Raw genomic sequence first — 18,544 nt, 5'->3', positions numbered from 1 at the left:
AATAACGATGAAAAAATTAACCTTAGTACTTGCTGTAGCGTTCTCTTTAGCTACCGTAAATTCATTTGCTGCTGATAAGGGCAAAAAAGCACCTAAGTGTAAAGCGGGTAAAGAATGTTGTAAAGACATGAAAGGCTTAAGCGCCGCTGCGAAAGCTAAATGCGCCAAGAAATGCGCTGACGAGGCAAAGAAAAAATAATAGCCTATTGTTATTAAAAAGCCCTGATGTTTTACATCGGGGCTTTTTGTGCTTATTATTTTTAACCACAGAGGGCGCAGAGATTTCACAGAAGGCACAAAGAGTTAAGTAACTAACTGTTAAAACGCTGTGTTCTCTGTGTCTCCTTCCCTTGTGTACGCTGTGGTAAAAAACTGACCGCCTTTCAAAGTGAATATTTAATCTGCCTCAACACAAAAAAACCCGCACTGAAAAGTGCAGGTTCTTGTAAGCTGTATATGTATCCGCCTTGCGGCGAAAGATAATTAAACCCTTTTTGATTTGATACGAGCTGCTTTACCGGTAAGGGCACGCAGGTAGTAAAGTTTAGCGCGACGTACTTTACCAACGCTGTTAACTTCAACTTTATCAATATTTGGAGAATTGTAAGGGAAGATACGCTCAACACCTATACCGTTAGAAACTTTACGTACGGTAAAGGTTTCGCTGTTACCAACGCTGTTACGTTGTAAAACAACACCCTGGTAAACTTGGATACGTTCTTTATTACCTTCTCTGATTTTATAATGCACACTAACAGTATCACCGGCCTTAAATGACGGGAAGGTATTCTTAACTACTGTTTGTTCTTCTACAAATTTTACTAAATCCATGATTTTTAGCTCTTAAAGCGATTTTTAACCCGTAAAAATCGGAGTGCAATAATAAGGATATTATTTGAAATATAAAAACCTATTTTTAAAATTTCCACAAATTGTATTTTGTCCACAAGTTGTGTTGGTTTTTGGTTGATTGAGTTGATTATGAGAGTGGTTTTAAACCTTTCACTATTCAACCAATTAACTACCCTCTAATTATTCCAACAGATCGGGCCTGCGTTGTTTGGTACGCTCAAGGGCCTGCTCAAAACGCCATTTTTCTATTTCAGGTGTGTTGCCGCTTAACAGTATGTCGGGCACTTTATGCCCGTTCCAATCGGCAGGGCGCGTATAAACAGGGGCATCCAGCATATCATCCTGGAAAGAATCAGACAGGGCCGAAGTCTCGTCGTTCAATACGCCGGGTATCAGCCTCACTACGGCATCAACCAGCACCGCTGCGGGCAGTTCGCCGCCCGAGAGCACATAATCACCTATCGAGATCTCGCGTGTAACGTAGATGTCGCGGATGCGTTGGTCAATCCCTTTATAATGGCCGCAAAGTATTATAATATTTTGTTTGATGGATAGCTGGTTAGCTATATTCTGGTTCAGCGTTTCGCCATCGGGGCTCATGAAAATAACTTCATCGTACTCGCGCTCGCTTTTCAGCTTTTCTATACAGGCTGCAAAAGGTTGTATGGTCATCACCATGCCGCTGCCGCCGCCATACGGGTAATCGTCAACACTTTTTTGCTTGCCGGTGGCGTAATCGCGCAGGTTATGCACCACTATTTCTGCAACGCCTTTTTTTTGCGCACGCTGTAAAATAGAATGAGCAAAGGGGCTTTCTAACAAACCAGGCAAAACAGAGATGATATCAAAACGCATGGGGCAAAGATACTTTTATTAGATGCAAGAGTAAAGAGGCAAGAACCAAGACTTTTCTCTTATGTCTTGATTCTTACCTCTCGTTCTCTTTTATATCTTCTTCTGTATTTGCCAGCAATGGCCAAAGATGTCTATGATATCGCCCTGGCGATAGCCATAGTCAAAATCCTGTACAGGTGAGGTGATCCTTGCCCCGGCCGTAACAGCCCGGGCAACCACAGCATCAACATCATCAACAAAGATATTTACTGATACAGTGCTTGCCCCTGCCTTCGCCGGGCTTATCAACCTGGTTTCCCATTGCTCGTGTAAATGAAACGTTGCTCCGTCTATAGAAAATTCTACCACGTGGATGCTGCCATCATCATTACTAAAGCGGCGTATTTCTTCCGCACCAAAGGCCTTTGTATAAAAACTCACATCGCTTATCCCATTTGGGATGATAAGCATGGGTGCAAATATTGGTGTTGCCATATGCTAATTTAGGTAATAGTTTATTAATCACCTTCTTCCAGTTCAAAAATAGCTTCGACCGGTTTATTAAAAACGCGGGCTATTTTTAAAGCAAGTACGGTTGATGGCACGTATTTATTACTCTCAATAGTATTAATGGTTTGGCGAGATACACCTATGGCCTCAGCAAGTTCGGCCTGGGTTATATTTTTTATAGCGCGTTCTACACGCAAGGTGTTTTTCATAATGCGTGTATTATAACAGGTTTAGGTTGCTTTTTGCTGAAGCGACATCCGATTTACGGATTTTGTATAATCGGTAGTGAAATACCATTAAAAAAATGGCAGGGATAGTAGCAAAGTTGAAGGCCATAACAAATAAAAAGCCGGTGCTGTAAAAAGCAAAATTTGCTATCAATAATATGATATAGTTTGCATACACCGAAAGTTGCATCGCATCGAGTCTTATAGCGCCAATATACTCGTCTTCCTGTTTTTCTTTAGAGAATACCCATATTAACATTGGTAAAGGCAGCGTATAAAACAACCAGGTGATATCTTCCCGCTTAATGCTTTGAGCTATGATCATCACAGCAAAAGCAACAGATAGTGTTTGCCCAATAAGGCGATAGGGCTTATTGGGTAAAAATCTGATGGTTTTTATTTCGTACTCATCGTTACGTTTATATAAAAGGTAATAAAACCGAGCCATAAAGATAGCCAACGGCGTAAACAAATTATACGTCATAAAAGTAAAGCCACCGGCAATAACTTCAATCGCGTTCTCTATCAATCGCAATTGCAAAACATTATTTATGGCTGCTGTAATTAAAAACATCGCGTACATTACATAATTAGCCAATATGGCCCAATACAACGCATTTAGGCGAATATTTGCCGTAAGCTCATCTTCAATTTTCTGTTTGCTAAATGCGATGAAAACTAAGCCCCCCACAACCAATGTTAAGGCAAGTTCATTTGTGAAATTCTCGTAAGCGGGTAAAAATAATTGGCTCTGTTCTCTAAGCTGCATACCAAAACCCGGAATTTTGTAGTCGTTGTAAACAACCATATAGCCAAGCACAAAGCCCGGCACCGCCAAAAGCCATCCTAATAGCCTAAAACGGTGTGGAAATAATAATCGTGATTTCATAATTGTAAAGTTTAATGGTGCACATTGTTATGATAAGTCAACTTCTTTTGCGGCATCCCTGTTAAGGCGGAAGATCATCCAGCGAAAGCGGATAATAAAGAATATCAGTGGCGCCCATACCGCTGTTAAGATTATATACATCAACTCGATTGTATTGGTAAATACAACACAAATGGCCAGTATAAAATAATTTAAATATACCGCCCACTGCAATGATTCCAACCTGATGAGCGAGATATGCTCATCTTCTATTTTTTCTTTAGAAAAGGCGATAAAGATTAATCCGAAAAGCAAGAGCAATGCGGTAGTATCATGCGAGAGCTTCATTCCCGGCTGTGCATCATGATGCAACTCCTGTGCAAAACCATGCGGGTGCAAAATTTTAAAAACAATGCCAAATAGAATAACCGCTATAAAACAGAAGTAGCCTACTCTTCGATAATAATGTGGAAATAAAAATCGTGATTTCATAATTGTAAAGTTTGATTTACCAAATGTAAAACAAACTTTACAAATGTCAAATATATTTGACATTTTATTTTTGTCTATTAAGATTTTCTCGCAGAGGGGCAATGAAAAATCGGCCTATATAAAATAAAAAAGACGCTAAAACTGCAAACCATATGCGTCTTAGCGTCTCTGCCTGAAATAAAATCAGATTTTTTTACTCGCTCAAATAAACATCCAACAAACCATCTGGCAGGGCGATGTAAATTTCGCCGCCTTCTACGTCTATCCCTTTTATAATATCAACATTCAGCGGGAACAGCACCTCTTTGTTTTTAAAGTTTACCGATGCTATAAGCTGCTGCGGGTATTCAACCACATCCAGTATTTCGCCCAGCTCGCCGTGGTTTTCATCAACCGCAATAAACCCTTTTACATCTTTAAGGGTAAATTCTTCCTTCTTCTTTTTGGGTTTTACCTTGTTAGGCAGATAGATATCCTTTTTTACCAGCATGGTTGCCTTCTCAATGGTATCTATATCCTCCAGGTTTAGGTAAGCCTGGTTCTTTTGCAAAAACTTTATCGAGCTTACAAAGTAAGGCACCAACTTGCCGGCAATATCCACAAATAACGATTTGATCTTGATGGCTTCCGCACCTTCAAAATCAATATATACCTGCATTTCGCCTTTAAGGCCTTTGGTTTTTAAAATGCTGCCCAGCCTGAAACAATCCTCGGTTTTCATAATAATACGTTTAAATAACAATGGCGAAGAACCGTTGGGTTACTTCGCCATTTGCTTTAGAACTTACGTTCAAATAATTACTCAGCGCTTTCTGCTTCAGTTTCGGTATCAGCAGCAGCTTCTTCAGCAGGAGCTTCAGTTGCTTCTTCTTCTACTTCTTCAGCTACAGGAGCGTTTTTAGCAGCGATAGCTGCAGCTTTATCTTCTTTCTTTTTAGCTTCAGCAATTAAAGCCAATTTACGGGCTTCGTCTTTTGCAGCGTTAAGATTTGATTTTTTACCTGTTATTTTGCTGTCTTTTTGATCTAACCACTCAGCAAATTTAGTTTCTGCCTGTTCTTCGGTTAAAGCACCTTTTTTAACACCGCCTTGTAAGTGTTTTTTGTATAATACGCCTTTGTATGACAGTATTGCACGGCAAGTGTCTGTTGGCTGTGCGCCATTGTTTACCCACTCAAGAGTTTTTTCGAAATTGATGTCGATTGTAGCTGGGTTGGTGTTAGGGTTATATGAACCTACACGCTCAATAAAACGACCGTCTCTTGGAGCACGGGCATCTGCTACTACGATGTAATAAAAAGGTTTTCCTTTTTTACCGTGTCTTTGCAGTCTGATCTTAGTTGCCATTCTTTTATTTTTATGTATTCAACATTGTCCCCGGAGTTCTTTCTGCGGGGATGCAAAGGTATAAATTATTATTTATATATAAAAGGCTTGTAATTAATTAGGTAGGTATTTAGTTCGCTTCGTTAGTTATCTCACCCCCTGCCCCCTCCCTGATGTGCAAAGAGGGGGTTCCTTTTTTCCTTCTCACTTCTTCACCCTCTTTGCGTAGCAGAGAGGGTCGACAAGCGGAGCGATGTCGGGGTGAGTAAACTACATCGCATTTTTTGTACTTTTCCCTCATGCCGTCTATAACAGAACTATGCCGTGAACTACGGCAAAAACAAACGCCCGCCGAAGGCTTACTTTGGAATATATTACGAAACCGTGGATTAATGGGCAAAAAGTTTTTAAGGCAACGTCCTATTTGCGTAAAATCGGTAATGGTCAAGTACGAATATTACATCCCGGACTTTTATTGTGACGAAGCAAAGTTGGTTATTGAAGCTGACGGGCCGGTGCATCTTTATAAAAAGGAATACGATAAGAACAGAGATACGGTATTGAAAAGCCTGGGATTGATTGTTCTACGATTTACTAATGAAGAGATAGAAAAGAATATGGGTATAGTGCTGGAAAAAATAAAACAAAGTTTGTGAGTTAACTCACAAACTTACCCCATTGGCAATTTCACTCACCCGGTTTTTGCTTTTCTCTTCACCCTCTTTGCGTAGCAGAGAGGGTCGCGCACGTAGTGCCGCGGGGTGAGTAAAATTGCCAAGCGATCCCTAAAAATATTTTCTCGTTTTTTTGTAACAAGAATAATTCACCTGCATCATAATATCACTATATAGCCAAGGTCTTATAAAGCTATAAGTTATTGTGAGGGCCCGCACCTTAAGGGTTCCGTTAAATTAATTCACTTAAACAAAATGTCTGAAAATTTATTATTCCAGTTCTGGTGGGTATTTCCGCTGGTGGCTGCTGTTTTGCTGTACAAATTTGTATTGCGCGTTTTATGTGGTATGATCATCGTTCCTGATGACCGTATTGGTTTAGTTGTTAAAAAATTTACTCTTTATGGGAGCAAGCGGCTGCCTGATGGCCGTATCATAGCCATTAATGGCGAAGCGGGTATGCAGGCCAAACCGCTTGCCCCGGGTTTGTACTGGCGCATGTGGCCATGGCAGTATGTAATTACCATGGAAGCCTTTACCGTTGTACCGCAGGATAAACTGGGCCTGGTAAAAGCTAAGGATGGCGCACCAATGGATATTGGCCGTGTGCTGGGTAAGCCGGTAGATTGCGACAAGTTCCAGGATTCGCAGGCTTTTCTTGAAAATAACGGTCAAAAAGGTCCGCAAGCCGCGTTCTTAACGCCGGGTAACTACCGTATCAACACCTTCCTGTTCGAGATTGTGATGGTGCCAACTACCAGCATCCACGAAAACAAGGTGGGTATTGTAACCACGCTGGATGGTGAGCCTTTGGATAAAGGCGAAATTGCCGGCGGCTCGGTTGCCGGCCACCGCAATTACCAGGACCCGATGGCTTTTATAAAAGCCGGTGGTAAAAAAGGTTTGCAGGAGGACGTTATCCTGGCAGGTACCTATTACCTGAACCCATGGTTTGCCATTGTTGAACAGGTAGAGATGATCCACATACATATTGGTTACGTAGGCGTGGTTAACTCATTTGTTGGCCCCGAGGGTAAGGATACCAGCGGCGTGGGCTTTACACACGGTAACATTGTGAAAAAATACGACAAGGGGGTTTGGGATGAACCGTTAGACCCCGGTAAACACCCTGTAAACATTTACACCCACACGGTAGAGATCGTTCCTACTACTAATATAGTGTTGAACTGGGCCAACAGCCGCACCGAAAGCCATGAGCTTGATAAAAACCTGTGTACCATTAGTGTGCGTTCATCCGATGGTTTTACATTCAATTTGGACGTATCACAGATCATCCACATCCCGCGTAACGATGCGCCAAAGGTTATTGCCCGGTTCGGTAATACAAAAAACCTGGTATCGCAGGTGCTGGAGCCAACTATTGCCAACTACTTCCGTAACTCGGCACAAAAAAGTGGAGTGATCGAGTTCCTGACCAACAGGTCGCAAAGGCAGGAAGATGCCCGTGCGCAGATCAGCAAAGTACTGGCCGATTATAACGTAGAAGGTGTAGACACCCTGATCGGTGACATTGTGCCGCCGGAAGCCCTGATGAAAACCCTTACCGACCGTAAAATAGCCGAGCAGGAACGCGTTACTTACGAAATTCAAAAAAGCGCCCAAATAGAGCGTAAGGAATTTGAAAGCGCAAAAGCCGGTGCAGACATGCAGCCCGAGGTGGTAAAATCAACCCGCCAGGTAGAGATTAACACCCAAATGGCCGCATCAAAAGTTGCCGCCGCTAAGGGTGATGCCGAATCGAGGGTGATTAACGCTAAAGCTGATGCAGAGAACAAAACCATCATCGCCAAAGCCGATGCAGAAGCTAAAACTATTAACGCTAAAGCGGATGCCAATGCAACCGAGGTTAATGGTGCTGCCGATGCTGGTAAAATAAAGGCCATAGGTTTGGCCGAAGCCGAGGTTACCAAACAAAAAACCGAAGCCATGGGTACGGAGCAATACGCAATAGTCCGCGTGGCCGAAGCTTTAGCCAGCAATGGCATAAAACTGGTGCCCGAGATTTTGGTTAACGGCCAAAACGGCGGAGGCAACGGCATGATAGATGCTTTAATTGGCAGCGAAATGCTTAAAAAGCTGCAACGCGAAGGCGATACTAAAGTGGTGGATGTAACGCAAAAAGGGGAGTAATGCAATAATTCCCTCCCTTGGGAGGGGTGTGTCGGAAACGTGTGATGGCAGGGAGGGGTTTAATGAAGTCACTTTGTTAAACCCCTTCCTCCTCCTTCCCAAGGGAAGGAATCGCACAAGGCCTGCACTTCTAATTTTCACCCGTATGTCGAAGATTGCCACATCGCTATCGCTCCTCACAATGACGGATAGGCTAAAAGGGAAAAGCCGCTCAAATTGAGCGGCTTTTCCCTTTTATATTCAACCAACCTTAAATAGCCAGTATCTCTACTATCTTTAAAAAGTTGGGGTTTATTTCAACATTGTGCTTGCAGGCATGCTCAAACGGGGTGTATGAGATCTCGTTATGGATAACGCCTATCATTTCGTTACGGTGCCCATCCCTTAAAGCCTCAACAGCGGCAACGCCCACGCGACTTGCCAACACCCTGTCCTGGCATGATGGCCTGCCACCACGCTGGATGTGGCCTAATATAGAAACCCTTGTATCGTAATGCGGGAAACGTTCTTTTACGTGGCGACCGATTTCGAAAGCACCACCCGCGTCGTCACCTTCGGCAACAATTACAATTTTTGACAGCTTATCCTTACGGCCATTCTCCAGGCGCTCGCAAAGGGCATCAATATTGGTTTTACTTTCGGGGATCACAATGGCTTCCGCGCCCGATGCAATACCGGTACGCAGGGCAATCAGTCCGCTATCGCGGCCCATTACCTCAACAATAAACACACGGTCGTGAGATTCTGCTGTATCGCGGATCTTATCAACCGCGTCAATTACAGTATTAATAGCGGTATCGTAACCGATGGTAAAGTCGGTGCCTAAAAGGTCGTTATCAATAGTGCCGGGTAAACCAACTACCGGGATGTCATACTCTGTACCGAATATACGTGCACCGGTAAAAGTACCATCACCACCAATAGCAACAAGGGCATCAACGTTATGCTTTATTAGCTGGTCGTAGGCTAATCTGCGGCCTTCGGTTGTTTTGAATTGTTCGCTGCGGGCTGTTTTAAGAATGGTACCCCCACGCTGAATGATGTTGGAAACAGATTTCCTGTCCATGGTAAAAAATTCACCATTAATCATCCCCTCGTATCCACGGCGGATACCGGTTACCTCAATTCCATAATAAGTTGCCGAACGTACTACCGCGCGGATGGCGGCATTCATGCCTGGTGCATCACCACCTGAAGTAAAAACTCCTATATTTTTGATCTGCGTCATTTTTAAAAGGGCGCTGTCGCTTTGTAAGTGTAAACAGAAAGAAATTACAAAGACGATGTAGAGTTGCTACATCGTTTTCGTAAAGTTCCGCGAATTTACACTAAATTTTTTTACCTGCCTATTTTTTATAGGCTGCTACCCCACTATCCAGATAGGAAATAAAGGATTTTATGTCTGTTGCGCCTATTGGCTTAACAAGGGCCTCACCCTTTTCATTGGTAATAACATAATAAGGTTGCGCATTTGATCCGTATTTGCTTATCTCCAGGTCGAGCCATTTACCCCCCAGGGTGGTTATATCTTTTCTTTGAACGGGCGAATTATATTGTTCTGCTTTAGGCAATTCCGTTTTGTCATCAATGACCATCTGCAGTATTATAAAGTCGTTTTGTAACCTTTTCAATACTTCCGGATCAGGCAAAACGTTTTGCTCCATTTGGCGGCAGTTAACACAATTCCATCCCGTAAAGTCAATAAATACGGGCTTATGCAATTCTTTTGAAAGCTGCACCGCCTGGTCATAATCATACCATTCATCAAGGCCCTTTACCTTTGGCAGGCGTTTAAAAAGCTCTTCGTATTTTTTATCTTTTATGCTTGATGTATTTGCGGGTGTTGCAATAGCAGCACTGCCCCCTCCACCGGAGATATCAAAATCCTGTGTACTTAAAGGTGGCAGTAAAGCACTGATGGCTTTTAACGGCGCGCCCCAAAGGCCGGGCACCATATATATAGTAAAGGCAAACATACCCATGGCAATGAAGGTACGGGTAACCGTTAAATGTGTAACATCACTATCGTGCGAGAATTTGATCTTACCTATCAGGTATAAGCTCATCAATACACCAATGGCTATCCAAAGGGAAAGCACCACCTCGCGGTCAATCAGGTTCCAGTGGTAAGCCAGGTCGACATTCGATAAAAACTTCAGGGCGAATGCGATCTCGATAAAACCCAGGATCACCTTAACGCTGTTTAACCACCCGCCAGATTTTGGCAGGCTTTTCAAAGCCGATGGGAACGTAGCAAATATGGTAAACGGCAAGGCAATAGCCAGCGAGAAACCAAACATCACTACGGCAGGCGCAAGCCTGTCGCCTTTGGTAAAGGCGCTTGAAAGCACCCCGCCAATAGCAGGACCAGTACATGAAAACGACACCACTACCAGCGTAGCAGCCATAAAGAAGATCCCCGCAAAGCCGCCTTTATCAGAGTTTGCGTCGAGCTTGTTTGCTAAAGAGCTGGGCAGTGTTATCTCAAATGCGCCAAGGAATGAAGCACCGAACACTACCAGCATCAAAAAGAAAAAGAAATTGAAGATGCCATTAGTGGCCAGCCCGTTCAGTGCAGCGGGACCAAATATAATGGTGATCAGCAAGCCAAAAACTACATATATAAATATAATGGAGAAGCCATAAAGGCATGATTGCCAGATAGCGCTGGCCCTGCTCCCTCCTCTTTTTGTAAAAAAGCTAACCGTTAATGGCAGCATTGGGTAAACACAGGGCAATAAAAATGCCGCGAACCCGCCTAAAAAGCCAATAATGAATAATTGCCAAAGGCTTTTTGGGCTATCGGTTGTGTTTGTATTTGCTTTAATTGTTGTGGCATCCGTTTTACTTACGCCCGCTTTTGCAGCAGAATCTGCCTTTATTTTCGCCAGCGAATCAGCGTTTTTTTTGTTGGCGATGACCTGTTGGGAGGCCGATGGCACATCCGTAAATTCCACATCGTTTGTAGAAACGGTATCAGCGGCCTGTGCCTTAAGCTGTTGCGGTGCTAAAACCACAAAAGCAAAAAGGGTTACTAAAAATAAGAATGCGCCGCGCAGTAGGGTACGGTTAATGGCTGTTGTCTTCATTATAATTATTTACCTAACGGGATAGAAAACTCTACTTCGTCTGGTGGAAGACATTTTGAATCGTTACAGGTCATAAACTCCAGCTTACCTTTAACCGCTGAAGCTTTTGCCGATTTAAGTTTTACTTTTTGTTGAAATACAACTGAGTTTTCAAAGTAGCCAACATTCATACCGAAAGTTTTTTCGTACTTGGTTATAGGCGTTGGTTCGCTGGGTTTGCCAACCAATGCGTATTCTTTTGACGGGGCAAAAGTAAAGCTCGTCTTAATCGGCCCGCCTTCTTTAACATTTTGTGAATAGATATGCCAGCCCTGGTCAATAGTGGCCTTTATCAATACAACAGCCTCTGTCGCGCTGGTTTTTTTAGCCGCGTACGACCATTTTACGTGCGCTTCTACCTGTGCTTTTGCACCAATAGTTATTAATAATGCGGTAACCGCTAAAAATAATCTCTTCATCTTATTTGTTTAAAAATTCTATTTCCTTTAAGTTATACTCCTGTTCGCCGTTTTGCTGCTTTACTACAAGCAAACCATTTTCTTTAACATTTATTATAGTGCCTTCAAAAATATGTCCGTTCGACTTAAATTGCCGCACTTCGTTTAACCAATATAGTCGGCTTAAGTACATATTCCTTACAAACTCCAGCCTTCCGGCTTTAAGGTGCAGGTAATAGCCCTCAATATGGTTGCAAATTTCTGCTAATATATTTTTTAATTCATAATCCTTCTGTAATATCTTCTTTATAGAAGTAGCATTAACCGCATCAGCAGCAAAAATTTCCTGGTTTACGTTTATACCAATACCAATAACCGAGTGCTTTATCTGGCTGCCCTGCAATATATTTTCAATAAGCATCCCGCCAAGTTTGCTATCACCAAAATAAATATCATTTGGCCATTTTATCTTCAGGCTGTCACGCAACAGGGGGTACAGTGCGTCATATACACCCATACTAACGGCACAGGTAAGGTAAAACTGCTGCGATGCCGATAAAAAAGATGGGCGTAACAATATGCTGAAGGTTAAATTTTTGCCCGGCTCTGCATGCCAGGTGTTTTCGCGCTGGCCCCGCCCCGCGTACTGGTGTTCTGCCATAATGACCGTTCCATCAGGTACTGGCTTGGAATTTGACAGGATATTTTTAAGGAATGTGTTTGTAGAGTCAACTTCTTTTAGTGTCACTAAATTTTGTCCAACAAATAATCCTGAAAATATGTTATTTTGCAACGTATAATATTATTAAACCCGAAATCGTTCAAAACTAAATCTTTTTAATGGTAAAAAGTAAAGTGATAAATGAATCCGCCTATATTTCTGAACTTGCCATACATGGCATGCAGGAAAAAAAGGGGAATGATCTGGTAAGGCTTGATCTTCGTAATATAAACAGTTCGGTAGCAGATTACTTTGTAATTTGCCATGCCGATTCGGCCACACAGGTAAAAGCAATTGCACATAGTGTTGAGGAAGAAATTTACAAAGCTGTACAACAGGAACCCTGGAGAAAAGAAGGGCTTGAGTATGGCGAATGGATACTGCTGGATTATATAGATGTTGTCATACACATCTTCAGGACCGACAAACGAGAGTTTTATGGTGTTGAAGACCTATGGGGTGATGCTGAAATTAAAAGCTATAAAAGCGCTTAAAAAAAGCTCAATTAATGCCCTTTTAAATTACTAATAGATTGATACTTGAGCTTGTAGAACATGGAAATTAAAGATAAGAAGTCAGATTCCCCAAAACCTTTACGCAAGGTTCCGAATAAAAAAGTTACGCCAAAACCACCAAAGTTTAACCTGATGTGGCTTTATGCCATAGCTATTATTGGTATATTGGTAGTGCCTACACTCATGAGCGGCGGCACCGGCAAATCAATAGATTTTCAAAGGTTTAGCACCAGGATGCTGCGCACCGGCGATGTTGACCACATTGTGGCTTACAAAAACGGCGACCTGGTAACTGCCGAAGTTTTTATTAAAAAAGACAGTTTAACAAAGCCAGAGTACGCTGATGCCGGTAAAGGGCAACGCGGCCTGGGCGTATCTAACGACCCCCAGTATAATTTTACTGATGCCTCTTACGAAAGCTTAAAGCAATCTATCGCGGCAGCACAAAAAGATGTACCTGATGCGCAAAAAACCGCTATTGAATACCAACAAGGTAAAGAAAACCTGTTAAGCAACTGGCTGGTGCAATGTGTTATAATGGCAGTACTGCTTGTTGGTGTATGGTTGTTTATTATGCGCCGCATGGGCGGTGGTGCTGGTGGTGGCGCAGGTGGCCAGATCTTTAACATTGGCAAATCCAAAGCTACCTTGTTTGATAAAGAAGCCCAGGTATCGGTTACATTTAATGATGTTGCCGGCCTTGAAGAAGCCAAACAGGAGGTTATGGAGATTGTAGATTTCCTTAAAAACCCTAAAAAATATACCAACCTGGGTGGTAAAATACCAAAAGGCGCATTGCTGGTAGGTTCGCCGGGTACCGGTAAAACTTTATTGGCCAAAGCCGTTGCAGGCGAGGCACAGGTACCTTTCTTCTCGCTGTCGGGTTCCGACTTTGTGGAAATGTTTGTGGGTGTGGGTGCATCACGTGTTCGTGATTTGTTTAAACAGGCAAAAGATAAAGCTCCTTGTATCATCTTTATTGATGAGATTGATGCTATTGGCCGTGCCCGTGGTAAAAACACGATGATGGGTGGCAATGACGAACGTGAAAACACCCTGAACCAATTACTGGTTGAAATGGATGGTTTCGGTACCGATAGCGGTATCATTATACTTGCTGCTACTAACCGCCCTGATGTACTGGATAGCGCATTAATGCGCCCGGGACGTTTTGACAGGCAGGTATCTATCGACAAACCCGATTTGATTGGCCGCGAGCAGATCTTTAAAGTTCACTTAAAACCGGTTAAGGTGGCAGAAGGTGTTGATGCTAAAAAACTATCAGCACAAACCCCGGGTTTTGCGGGTGCAGAAATTGCCAACGTTTGTAACGAAGCTGCTTTGATTGCTGCCCGTAAAAACAAAGAGGCGGTGGATATGCAGGACTTCCAGGATGCTATTGACCGTGTTATTGGCGGTTTAGAGAAAAAGAACAAGATCATCTCTCCTGAAGAAAAACGTATTGTGGCTTACCACGAAGCAGGGCACGCTATTGCAGGCTGGTTCCTGGAGCATGCCGATCCGTTGGTGAAGGTATCTATCGTTCCGCGTGGTGTTGCTGCTTTGGGTTATGCCCAGTATTTGCCGAAAGAACAATTCCTGTATACTACTGAGCAATTGCTTGACGGCATGAGCATGACAATGGGTGGCCGTGTTGCCGAGGATATTACTTTCGGTAAGATCTCAACCGGTGCGCAAAACGATTTGGAACGTATTACCAAACTGGCTTACGCCATGGTTACCATATATGGTATGAATGAAAAAGTAGGTAACGTTTCATTTAACGATACCCAGGGCGAGTATCAGTTTAATAAGCCATATTCAGAAAAAACATCTGAACTGATAGATAATGAAGTACGTGCCCTTATTGGCGATGTTTACCAAAGCACCAAACGTTTGCTGATCGAAAAACGTGACGGTTTAGAGAAACTGGCCAATAAGCTGATCGAAAAAGAGATTTTATTCCAGTCGGATCTGGAAGAGATATTGGGCAAGCGCCCGTTTGATAACCGCACCACTTATGATGAATTTGTGAATGGCCCGGAATCAAACCAGGACCCGGCTGCACAAAGCCTGGTTCATGAAGGCGTTGGCGACCACTCTGGTACCTTTGACAGGAACCCCGAAGAAACCGATACAACTAAAGAATAATATAGCAAAAAGCTTAAAGCAGAAAGACCAAAGCAAAATGAGTCTTAGCTTTAAGCTTTTTGCTTTTTGCTACAAAATGAGGGATATTACTACATCTAAAGAAAAGCTGTTAAAAAAGGTGCGTAAAGCGCTTTTAGAGAAACGTGATAACCCCTATCCAAACATGGAAGACCTGCCCATGTATCCGCCTAACGACGAGATGCTGGAGGTGCTTTTTGCTGAAGAGTTTACAGCCGTTAGTGGCCAGTTTGTTTTTTGTGAAGACGAGGTGCAGTTTATAGAAAACCTGCTGGAGCTTGCCGAAGAACGTAAATGGCATAAAATATACTGCTGGGAACCCGCTTTGCAGGACATGCTTAAACAGTACGAATACCCATTTTTTGAAACCGATAAAGATTTTGACCAGGCCGAAGTTGGCTTTACCCTTTGCGAGGCTTTGATAGCCCGTAACGGTACTATCCTGCTTTCAAACGGCAATGCGGCAGGCAGGCGTTTAAGTATTTACCCGCCGGTACACATTGTGTTGGCCTATACCTCGCAATTGGTGCTCGATCTGAAAGATGGGTTTAAACTGCTGAAGGAAAAATACGGCACCGGCATCCCATCTATGATAACCCATGTAACCGGCCCAAGCCGTACTGCCGATATTGAGAAAACACTTGTTTTAGGCGCCCATGGGCCTAAAGAGTTGTTTGTATTTTTATTGGATGGATAGTATCTAATTTGTCAGTCTGAGCCTGTCGAAGACTAATGAACTACGCAAAGTTTGCAATGGTTCGACAAGCTCACCATGACAAAACGCTACAACCCTACATTCAACTCCTCCAACTTACACTCTTCCAGCACCACCCTTTCGCTCGCCTTTTTGTGATAAGCCCATTTTATCAAACGGATATAACCATCTGCAATCTCTATCCCGGTGATATCGCCATCATTAAAACAACAGCAGCCAGTGTTAAAGTAAGTATCCAGGTAGCCATTAAAATCGGGCGGGGTATTTCCCTGTAGTTGCAGGCTGGTTATTTTATTTTCAAACTCCGCTGTTTTGGAAACATCATTAGCGGCTTTAGCTTTATCAAGGCGTATGTAAAGATTCTCCAGCTCGGTTAACGACCGGAATACCGGCTGGTGCGTGTGCCCTGTTATCAGCAATGTATTTTTGCGTTGGCTGCTCCATTCGTACATAATGCGGTTATGATCTGTTTTTAGCTGGTTGTTATACGCCGGCGTGTTGGGGTTTATGCGCAGGTATCCCTGTAATGGCCCCCACACATCCGATACAAACCATTTACTGAACCAGTTACCATCGCTTTGCATATCGCCCTGGTGGCCATGGGTCATAAATATCTCTAAACGCCTTCCGTTAACATGGGTTTGTAAAACAATTCCTTCATAAACGCGGATTGTTTTGCCGTAAATTTGCAACAGGCTTACCATTGCAAGCGGGTCGTTACCCCAATACAGGTCATGATTGCCAAATATTTTTACAAACCTGTCCTGCTCCATAAATATCTTCTCTTTCTCAAACGTGGCTTTATTATGCCGTTTAACGGTTATAAACAGGTTTTCCCAAAGCTCTTCGCTGTCGCCCAGGTTTATGTAAATAAATTTTTCGCGGTTATAATGATCCAGCGCGGTGAGATAGTTTTTCTCTGACAGGGCAAATATATCTGCCCCGTCACGGGCGCCCTTATGCTGATCTGAAAAGATGATGAATTTATCCTTTTGGGTATCAAATGGTATTACCAATCCATTTTTGCCCGGTGTAGTAATTATGCTTTTGTATAAAGCATTTAAGGCCTTATTAACCCTTGCCTTATCGGGCCTTGATGAGAATTTATCGGCCAGGCGCGATATGGGTTTATAAAGCAGGCGTTGTAAAAAGCGGCGCATGTGTGGAGTAACATGCGCCGCTGATAATTGTGTGATAAGGTTTAAGAATTAATATTTGCCGCTGCCGGTTATCGTAACACTTTCGTTTGTAGATAAGTCGATCATGTTAATTGAAAACTCATACGAACTCGAACTTTTTTTGGTGACCGTTCCTCCGGTTGATGAATAAAGCACGCTACCGTTATTAGGTACACATAAAGCATATAGCTGCGAAGAAAAGCCTGTGTTATCATCAAAATTAACCACATTGCTTGTACCACTGCTGCCCGTTGGCATATTGTAAACAGTAAAAGATGCGCCTGTGCTTGAAGCGATAACCACATCAATATTACCCGACACCCCGCTTGTAGCAGGTATTGACTGGCAGGGCCCGCTAAATTTTGTACCCTTTATGGTAAACGTACCGGTTGCGCCTGCGCCAATATCGTCGTCTCCGCTATCATCCTTTTTACAGCTGCCCAAAAAGGCCACCACCATTAAAAGCAGCAGGCTTTTTACAAATAAATTTCTTTTTAGAGTTTTCATAATGTTTATGTATTAATATCTATTGTATATAAATGTGTTAGAATGTGAACAGGTAGCTAAGGCCGGCAAAACCGTATGAGCCGCCGGTTACTTTGATGTAGTTATAGCCTACCCCCAAATGAGATTTTTCGCCTATGTTAATGCCAACCTTAGCGGCCAGCAATAAATTGGTACTGCTGCTGGAGTTATCATCATCGTCAGATACACGCAGGCTATAAACACCAACTTGCGGCTCAACAAAAAACATATCGTTAAGCTTTGCTAAAAAGCCAACCTTAATTGGAATACCCGAATATTTAAGGTCAACTTCATCTTTTGCTAAAAAGTAGTTATAGCCAACGCTGCCTGTAACCGCGCCAATATCGCCTATGTGGTATAAACCTACCGCGTTAACACCAAGCCCTGCCGATACGGAATTTTTAAAATTGCCTACCGGTAGTAAGCCTTCAAGCTCCAGCCCAAAATTGAAGGTTGATGAGGAAGCATCAGCCGCTGTTACATTTTTCAGGGGTGTGTTTTGCTCAAAGCGCTGTTTTTCGTTTGCCATAGGGCTTAAGTTAACCGGCCTGTTTACCAACACTACCGTAGCGTTTGGGTTGGTAACCGGCGGGGTAATGCCGGTAAGGCTGTTAGTTTGCGCACCAGCGGTTATGCCGGCACACAATAGAGGGATAAATAAAAGTTTTGAAAGGTTAAGGTTATTCATATCAAAAATATATGCTGCCTACTCTGTTCCGTTTTCGGCTTTCCCGGCCACAATTAACTTCAATTGCTTAATACAAATCTCTGTTTAACGGCAACGCACATCAACGCGCATATCACCCAAATTACCCTGTGTTTAAGCCGTGCAAATACCGTGAAAACACGGGGCTAATACGCCTGCGATGCAAATAATTTAGCAGTCACAAATCATCATTTAAACATTAATTATCACGATCATGAAAAAACTATTACTTATCGCATTACTACTTATTGGCGGGCTTACCCTATTTGTCGGCTGCAGCAAAAAAAACAACGAAGACGGTTCCTCTTCAACATCTATATCAAAAAGCAAACTGGTTGGCAAATGGCTTTATGTAAAGTTTGTTGAAAACGGAGATACCGAAACTTTTGAGGATGGCGAATATTTTCAGCTTAACGAAGATGGTACAGCTTACGACAGCATGGATGATGACAATGCACAATGGACGCTATCCGGCAATAAAATAACTCTTATTGTTGATGGCAAACCCAATATTGCCACTGTAGAAAAATTAACCAGTAGTGAGCTTGTGATGTC

The 18,544-nt window shown here is 42.8% G+C and carries 22 protein-coding genes; 7 read left to right on the top strand and 15 right to left on the bottom strand.

Annotation, left to right across the window (positions count from 1 at the left end):
- Nucleotides 1-7 precede the first annotated feature (7 nt).
- Nucleotides 8-199: a hypothetical protein gene (locus WC615_RS03505; RefSeq protein WP_372976758.1), complete on the top strand. Its 192-nt coding sequence runs from the start codon at nucleotides 8-10 to the stop codon at nucleotides 197-199.
- 284 nt (nucleotides 200-483) lie between these two features.
- Here the strand turns inward: WC615_RS03505 and rplS are convergent, their stop codons facing one another.
- From rplS to WC615_RS03465, 8 genes are all read right to left on the bottom strand, one after another.
- Nucleotides 484-831 carry a 50S ribosomal protein L19 gene (rplS, locus tag WC615_RS03500; protein ID WP_191175150.1) on the bottom strand — a complete coding sequence of 116 codons (348 nt, stop codon included), beginning with the start codon at nucleotides 829-831 and terminating at the stop codon, nucleotides 484-486.
- A gap of 201 nt (nucleotides 832-1,032) precedes the next feature.
- Complete coding sequence (gene trmD, locus WC615_RS03495) at nucleotides 1,033-1,707, bottom strand: tRNA (guanosine(37)-N1)-methyltransferase TrmD (protein ID WP_372976757.1); 675 nt, start codon at nucleotides 1,705-1,707, stop codon at nucleotides 1,033-1,035.
- A 90-nt stretch (nucleotides 1,708-1,797) separates the two neighbouring features.
- Nucleotides 1,798-2,181, bottom strand: coding sequence for a VOC family protein (locus WC615_RS03490; protein ID WP_372976756.1), 384 nt, complete (start codon nucleotides 2,179-2,181; stop codon nucleotides 1,798-1,800).
- A 23-nt stretch (nucleotides 2,182-2,204) separates the two neighbouring features.
- Nucleotides 2,205-2,405, bottom strand: coding sequence for a helix-turn-helix transcriptional regulator (locus WC615_RS03485; RefSeq protein ID WP_372976755.1), 201 nt, complete (start codon nucleotides 2,403-2,405; stop codon nucleotides 2,205-2,207).
- Between the two features lie 10 nt (nucleotides 2,406-2,415).
- Complete coding sequence (locus WC615_RS03480; protein WP_372976754.1) at nucleotides 2,416-3,312, bottom strand: hypothetical protein; 897 nt, start codon at nucleotides 3,310-3,312, stop codon at nucleotides 2,416-2,418.
- A gap of 27 nt (nucleotides 3,313-3,339) precedes the next feature.
- Complete coding sequence (locus WC615_RS03475) at nucleotides 3,340-3,783, bottom strand: hypothetical protein (RefSeq protein ID WP_372976753.1); 444 nt, start codon at nucleotides 3,781-3,783, stop codon at nucleotides 3,340-3,342.
- A gap of 193 nt (nucleotides 3,784-3,976) precedes the next feature.
- Complete coding sequence (rimM, locus tag WC615_RS03470; protein ID WP_372976752.1) at nucleotides 3,977-4,504, bottom strand: ribosome maturation factor RimM; 528 nt, start codon at nucleotides 4,502-4,504, stop codon at nucleotides 3,977-3,979.
- A 77-nt stretch (nucleotides 4,505-4,581) separates the two neighbouring features.
- A complete protein-coding gene (locus WC615_RS03465; protein ID WP_191175155.1) occupies nucleotides 4,582-5,130 on the bottom strand; it encodes a 30S ribosomal protein S16 in 549 nt (182 codons plus the stop codon).
- A 278-nt stretch (nucleotides 5,131-5,408) separates the two neighbouring features.
- Between WC615_RS03465 and WC615_RS03460 the strand changes: the two genes are divergently transcribed.
- The gene (locus WC615_RS03460; protein ID WP_372976751.1) at nucleotides 5,409-5,765 is read left to right on the top strand and encodes an endonuclease domain-containing protein; all 357 of its coding nucleotides are present in this window, start codon (nucleotides 5,409-5,411) and stop codon (nucleotides 5,763-5,765) included.
- A gap of 273 nt (nucleotides 5,766-6,038) precedes the next feature.
- Nucleotides 6,039-7,934 (top strand): SPFH domain-containing protein, encoded by a 1,896-nt coding sequence (locus tag WC615_RS03455; RefSeq protein WP_372976750.1) that lies wholly within the window; start codon nucleotides 6,039-6,041, stop codon nucleotides 7,932-7,934.
- Nucleotides 7,935-8,184: 250 nt separating this feature from the next.
- On the opposite strand, the gene pfkA is transcribed toward WC615_RS03455, so the two are convergent.
- The 4 genes from pfkA to WC615_RS03435 all read right to left on the bottom strand — a co-directional run bounded on the left by pfkA (nucleotide 8,185) and on the right by WC615_RS03435 (nucleotide 12,208).
- Entirely contained in the window at nucleotides 8,185-9,162 is a 978-nt protein-coding gene (pfkA, locus tag WC615_RS03450; protein ID WP_372976749.1) for a 6-phosphofructokinase, read from the bottom strand.
- 118 nt (nucleotides 9,163-9,280) lie between these two features.
- A complete protein-coding gene (locus WC615_RS03445) occupies nucleotides 9,281-11,023 on the bottom strand; it encodes a protein-disulfide reductase DsbD family protein (RefSeq protein WP_372976748.1) in 1,743 nt (580 codons plus the stop codon).
- Nucleotides 11,024-11,028: 5 nt separating this feature from the next.
- On the bottom strand, nucleotides 11,029-11,481 hold the full coding sequence (locus WC615_RS03440) for a protein-disulfide reductase DsbD N-terminal domain-containing protein (RefSeq protein WP_372976747.1): 453 nt from the start codon (nucleotides 11,479-11,481) through the stop codon (nucleotides 11,029-11,031).
- A gap of 1 nt (nucleotide 11,482) precedes the next feature.
- Nucleotides 11,483-12,208: a biotin--[acetyl-CoA-carboxylase] ligase gene (locus WC615_RS03435; protein ID WP_372976746.1), complete on the bottom strand. Its 726-nt coding sequence runs from the start codon at nucleotides 12,206-12,208 to the stop codon at nucleotides 11,483-11,485.
- Nucleotides 12,209-12,300: 92 nt separating this feature from the next.
- On the opposite strand from WC615_RS03435, the gene rsfS reads away from it, so the two are divergent.
- The 3 genes from rsfS to WC615_RS03420 all read left to right on the top strand — a co-directional run bounded on the left by rsfS (nucleotide 12,301) and on the right by WC615_RS03420 (nucleotide 15,562).
- Nucleotides 12,301-12,675, top strand: a complete 375-nt coding sequence (gene rsfS / locus WC615_RS03430; RefSeq protein ID WP_372976745.1) for a ribosome silencing factor — start codon at nucleotides 12,301-12,303, stop codon at nucleotides 12,673-12,675.
- Nucleotides 12,676-12,735: 60 nt separating this feature from the next.
- Nucleotides 12,736-14,847, top strand: a complete 2,112-nt coding sequence (gene ftsH, locus WC615_RS03425) for an ATP-dependent zinc metalloprotease FtsH (protein WP_372976744.1) — start codon at nucleotides 12,736-12,738, stop codon at nucleotides 14,845-14,847.
- 76 nt (nucleotides 14,848-14,923) lie between these two features.
- Nucleotides 14,924-15,562, top strand: coding sequence for a lactate utilization protein C (locus WC615_RS03420; protein WP_372976743.1), 639 nt, complete (start codon nucleotides 14,924-14,926; stop codon nucleotides 15,560-15,562).
- A gap of 86 nt (nucleotides 15,563-15,648) precedes the next feature.
- On the opposite strand, the gene WC615_RS03415 is transcribed toward WC615_RS03420, so the two are convergent.
- Genes WC615_RS03415 through WC615_RS03405 form a run of 3 tightly spaced genes read right to left on the bottom strand, consistent with a single transcriptional unit; the run spans nucleotide 15,649 to nucleotide 17,971 of the window.
- Nucleotides 15,649-16,740, bottom strand: a complete 1,092-nt coding sequence (locus WC615_RS03415; protein ID WP_372976742.1) for a metallophosphoesterase — start codon at nucleotides 16,738-16,740, stop codon at nucleotides 15,649-15,651.
- Between the two features lie 48 nt (nucleotides 16,741-16,788).
- Nucleotides 16,789-17,265, bottom strand: coding sequence for a hypothetical protein (locus WC615_RS03410; protein ID WP_372976741.1), 477 nt, complete (start codon nucleotides 17,263-17,265; stop codon nucleotides 16,789-16,791).
- A 37-nt stretch (nucleotides 17,266-17,302) separates the two neighbouring features.
- A complete protein-coding gene (locus tag WC615_RS03405) occupies nucleotides 17,303-17,971 on the bottom strand; it encodes a hypothetical protein (RefSeq protein WP_372976740.1) in 669 nt (222 codons plus the stop codon).
- Nucleotides 17,972-18,203: 232 nt separating this feature from the next.
- Here WC615_RS03405 and WC615_RS03400 point away from each other — a divergent pair.
- Nucleotides 18,204-18,544 (top strand): lipocalin family protein (locus tag WC615_RS03400; protein ID WP_372976739.1); only part of this gene is annotated, 341 nt, incomplete at its 3' end.

Origin of the sequence: Mucilaginibacter sp. (assembly GCF_041663085.1) — a bacterium.
Lineage (GTDB): Bacteria > Bacteroidota > Bacteroidia > Sphingobacteriales > Sphingobacteriaceae > Mucilaginibacter.
Note: the sequence above shows the minus strand (reverse complement) of the source record. Positions and strands in the feature narration are given on the sequence as shown.

What these genes read in the sequence shown, in the direction of transcription:
- WC615_RS03505 (WP_372976758.1), top strand. Translation starts at nt 8, where the DNA reads ATGAAAAAATTAACCTTAGTACTTGCTGTAGCGTTCTCTTTAGCTACC.
- rplS (WP_191175150.1), bottom strand. Translation starts at nt 831, where the DNA reads ATGGATTTAGTAAAATTTGTAGAAGAACAAACAGTAGTTAAGAATACC.
- trmD (WP_372976757.1), bottom strand. Translation starts at nt 1,707, where the DNA reads ATGCGTTTTGATATCATCTCTGTTTTGCCTGGTTTGTTAGAAAGCCCC.
- WC615_RS03490 (WP_372976756.1), bottom strand. Translation starts at nt 2,181, where the DNA reads ATGGCAACACCAATATTTGCACCCATGCTTATCATCCCAAATGGGATA.
- WC615_RS03485 (WP_372976755.1), bottom strand. Translation starts at nt 2,405, where the DNA reads ATGAAAAACACCTTGCGTGTAGAACGCGCTATAAAAAATATAACCCAG.
- WC615_RS03480 (WP_372976754.1), bottom strand. Translation starts at nt 3,312, where the DNA reads ATGAAATCACGATTATTATTTCCACACCGTTTTAGGCTATTAGGATGG.
- WC615_RS03475 (WP_372976753.1), bottom strand. Translation starts at nt 3,783, where the DNA reads ATGAAATCACGATTTTTATTTCCACATTATTATCGAAGAGTAGGCTAC.
- rimM (WP_372976752.1), bottom strand. Translation starts at nt 4,504, where the DNA reads ATGAAAACCGAGGATTGTTTCAGGCTGGGCAGCATTTTAAAAACCAAA.
- WC615_RS03465 (WP_191175155.1), bottom strand. Translation starts at nt 5,130, where the DNA reads ATGGCAACTAAGATCAGACTGCAAAGACACGGTAAAAAAGGAAAACCT.
- WC615_RS03460 (WP_372976751.1), top strand. Translation starts at nt 5,409, where the DNA reads ATGCCGTCTATAACAGAACTATGCCGTGAACTACGGCAAAAACAAACG.
- WC615_RS03455 (WP_372976750.1), top strand. Translation starts at nt 6,039, where the DNA reads ATGTCTGAAAATTTATTATTCCAGTTCTGGTGGGTATTTCCGCTGGTG.
- pfkA (WP_372976749.1), bottom strand. Translation starts at nt 9,162, where the DNA reads ATGACGCAGATCAAAAATATAGGAGTTTTTACTTCAGGTGGTGATGCA.
- WC615_RS03445 (WP_372976748.1), bottom strand. Translation starts at nt 11,023, where the DNA reads ATGAAGACAACAGCCATTAACCGTACCCTACTGCGCGGCGCATTCTTA.
- WC615_RS03440 (WP_372976747.1), bottom strand. Translation starts at nt 11,481, where the DNA reads ATGAAGAGATTATTTTTAGCGGTTACCGCATTATTAATAACTATTGGT.
- rsfS (WP_372976745.1), top strand. Translation starts at nt 12,301, where the DNA reads ATGGTAAAAAGTAAAGTGATAAATGAATCCGCCTATATTTCTGAACTT.
- ftsH (WP_372976744.1), top strand. Translation starts at nt 12,736, where the DNA reads ATGGAAATTAAAGATAAGAAGTCAGATTCCCCAAAACCTTTACGCAAG.
- WC615_RS03420 (WP_372976743.1), top strand. Translation starts at nt 14,924, where the DNA reads ATGAGGGATATTACTACATCTAAAGAAAAGCTGTTAAAAAAGGTGCGT.
- WC615_RS03415 (WP_372976742.1), bottom strand. Translation starts at nt 16,740, where the DNA reads ATGCGCCGCTTTTTACAACGCCTGCTTTATAAACCCATATCGCGCCTG.
- WC615_RS03410 (WP_372976741.1), bottom strand. Translation starts at nt 17,265, where the DNA reads ATGAAAACTCTAAAAAGAAATTTATTTGTAAAAAGCCTGCTGCTTTTA.
- WC615_RS03405 (WP_372976740.1), bottom strand. Translation starts at nt 17,971, where the DNA reads ATGAATAACCTTAACCTTTCAAAACTTTTATTTATCCCTCTATTGTGT.